The organism is Bdellovibrio sp. (assembly GCF_036384735.1).
Lineage (GTDB): Bacteria > Bdellovibrionota > Bdellovibrionia > Bdellovibrionales > Bdellovibrionaceae > Bdellovibrio.
This window is the reverse complement of sequence record NZ_DASVLT010000042.1, coordinates 1-2090: the sequence shown is the minus strand read 5'-3', so window position 1 is coordinate 2090 and position 2090 is coordinate 1. Positions and strand designations below refer to the sequence as shown.

Sequence of the window (2090 nt, the reverse complement as noted above, 5' to 3'; positions counted from 1 at the left end):
TTCCATTGGGGATCCACTAATGACACCTGCTTTCTTAGATTTTGCTTCGTAACCAAATCTTAAGAAGATTGTGTAATTAACTGGATCCCTTTTTTCTTAGGTCCTAACGCCTAGCATTCCACCATTAACTGGGAACAACCTAAAAAGCCCTGCTTTAAAAGTCAGGGCTTAAGGAAAAATATTTTCATTTCGTACAAAGCTAATTTATGCCGCTGTTTGATTTACTTTTTGTACCTTGCACAGATTTAGAACTGCACTTTGAACAAATTCCTATCGATCGTTCAACAAAAGGCGAAGACCCAGTGCGAGAATCTTCGAATTATTCTGAACAATTTGGCAAAGAATCAATAGCATGCATAATTTTTTGTCGAGCTCCCAGAAGGGCCTTATTAACCAAAGACTGATCGCCAGAGCGCACCCAAGTGTATGTCCCAACATTAGATGATTTTCCGACGACAACCTTAGAGTCAGTATTTCCAATGATAGAAAATTTTGGCTCGATAGTCATATAATAGTAGTCACCTAAAAAGCTTTCTTTCATTTTACTGCGCGTCGATTGATTAACTAAAAATAAATTGCCGCTGTTCATATCAGTATCCGTTATTGGCTGATAGCCTTTTTTTTCAAGAATGTTTACAATGGCCTGACCTGAGCTAGCTGACATGTCAGATAAAACGGTGGCGATATTTATCTTACAATGGGCTGCGCTTGAACCCTGTCCAGCGGATTCAACATCTCCATTACCTGCAAACGAATGAAGTGCACTCAAAACTAGAATTGCAAAAATACCTGAACTTAACTTTTTCATGGCTCTTTCCTTTTTTGTAGTGATCGATGGCTCGGGAAACACCATGAAGGCGACGCCAATACCTATCGAAAAGGGACATTCCAAGAACCATGCCTCCGTAGAAGAAGATAAAGGCAAAATTAACTACATGGAGATGTCTATGACTTGGACAGGTACTCCATTGCGGCTTCTCGCCATTGGGCTAGAGTACAAACTTGTACCCTTGTGTAAAAGAGTTCTCATTGAAACCATGAGGGAATGAAAAAGCCATCCATTCATGATTACTTAGATGTGACTCAATATCTTCTGGATTATCTCAGTTGGAAAAAATATTTAGATCCCAGTTTTTCTATTACAAAGTGGGCAACTGAGTTGGGTTTCGACAATAAGGTGACATTGCGTTTTATTTTAAAGAAACGACGAAACATATCCCCTGACACCATGAACGCTCTCAAAAAATATCTAAGTTTGCCGAGCGGCGAAGAAGAATATCTTCAAAATCTTATTGCATACTCTCAGGCGAAAACAGCTACTGAGAAGCAGGCGCTAGGTTCTATTTTAATACAATTGCAGAGAAAACAATTTAAACAAACGATGCTCTCGTCAGAGAGTGCGGCACGCCATGTGTTTACTCCGGTTGTTCTGACTTTATTGACGTTTAAAGACTTTGCGAAAACGATAGAAAACATAGCGAATCTTTTGGAATTGGATAGGGAGTCGACTCGAAATATATTGAGCGATCTTGAAGGCGATGGGCTGGTAACAAAATTGCCTGATCAAACCTATCATTTTTCTGAGAACACATTCCGTGTGTCTGGAAGCGCCAGCCTTAAGGATTTTTACCGATACTGGATAGAACGTTCAAAGGCTGCTTTGGATATGCCTTATGAGGTTCGTAGATATCGTGCTCTTAAATTTGCGCTTTCCCCAGAGGAATTTCAAGAGGTCACTGAGAAACTCAACGAGTATTCTATGTTACTGCTTTCAAAATATCAAAGTTCTTCGTTGGAAGGCCGGCGTCTTTATATGTATGAGACGGCTGTCTTTCCTATTTCCAGGTCCTTAGATGTTCTGGAGATACAAGCACACGATGACATTTTGAAAGAACGCAATCAGTAATCAAATGTCATTCAGCTATTAAATGTATCAGTTTGTATGGATGCAGATGAATCGCCACAATTCTAACAAATATAGAGGGAAGCGTCTTTTTCAGGTCAATTTTAATATTTATCCAGTAGCAGACGAATTGGCTGAAAATTCAACCACCTGTCCATAAATTCCCGCTAAGATGTGTTGATCGTCT

2 protein-coding genes are annotated in these 2090 nt (G+C 39.6%); one reads left to right on the top strand and one right to left on the bottom strand.

What is annotated here, in order from left to right; all coding sequences use genetic code 11:
- Nucleotides 1–319: 319 nt before the first annotated feature.
- Entirely contained in the window at nucleotides 320–808 is a 489-nt protein-coding gene (locus tag VF412_RS11870; protein WP_331339461.1) for a hypothetical protein, read from the bottom strand.
- A gap of 237 nt (nucleotides 809–1045) precedes the next feature.
- Between VF412_RS11870 and VF412_RS11865 the strand changes: the two genes are divergently transcribed.
- Nucleotides 1046–1906, top strand: a complete 861-nt coding sequence (locus VF412_RS11865) for a TIGR02147 family protein (RefSeq protein WP_331339460.1) — start codon at nucleotides 1046–1048, stop codon at nucleotides 1904–1906.
- The last annotated feature ends 184 nt before the right edge of the window (nucleotides 1907–2090 follow it).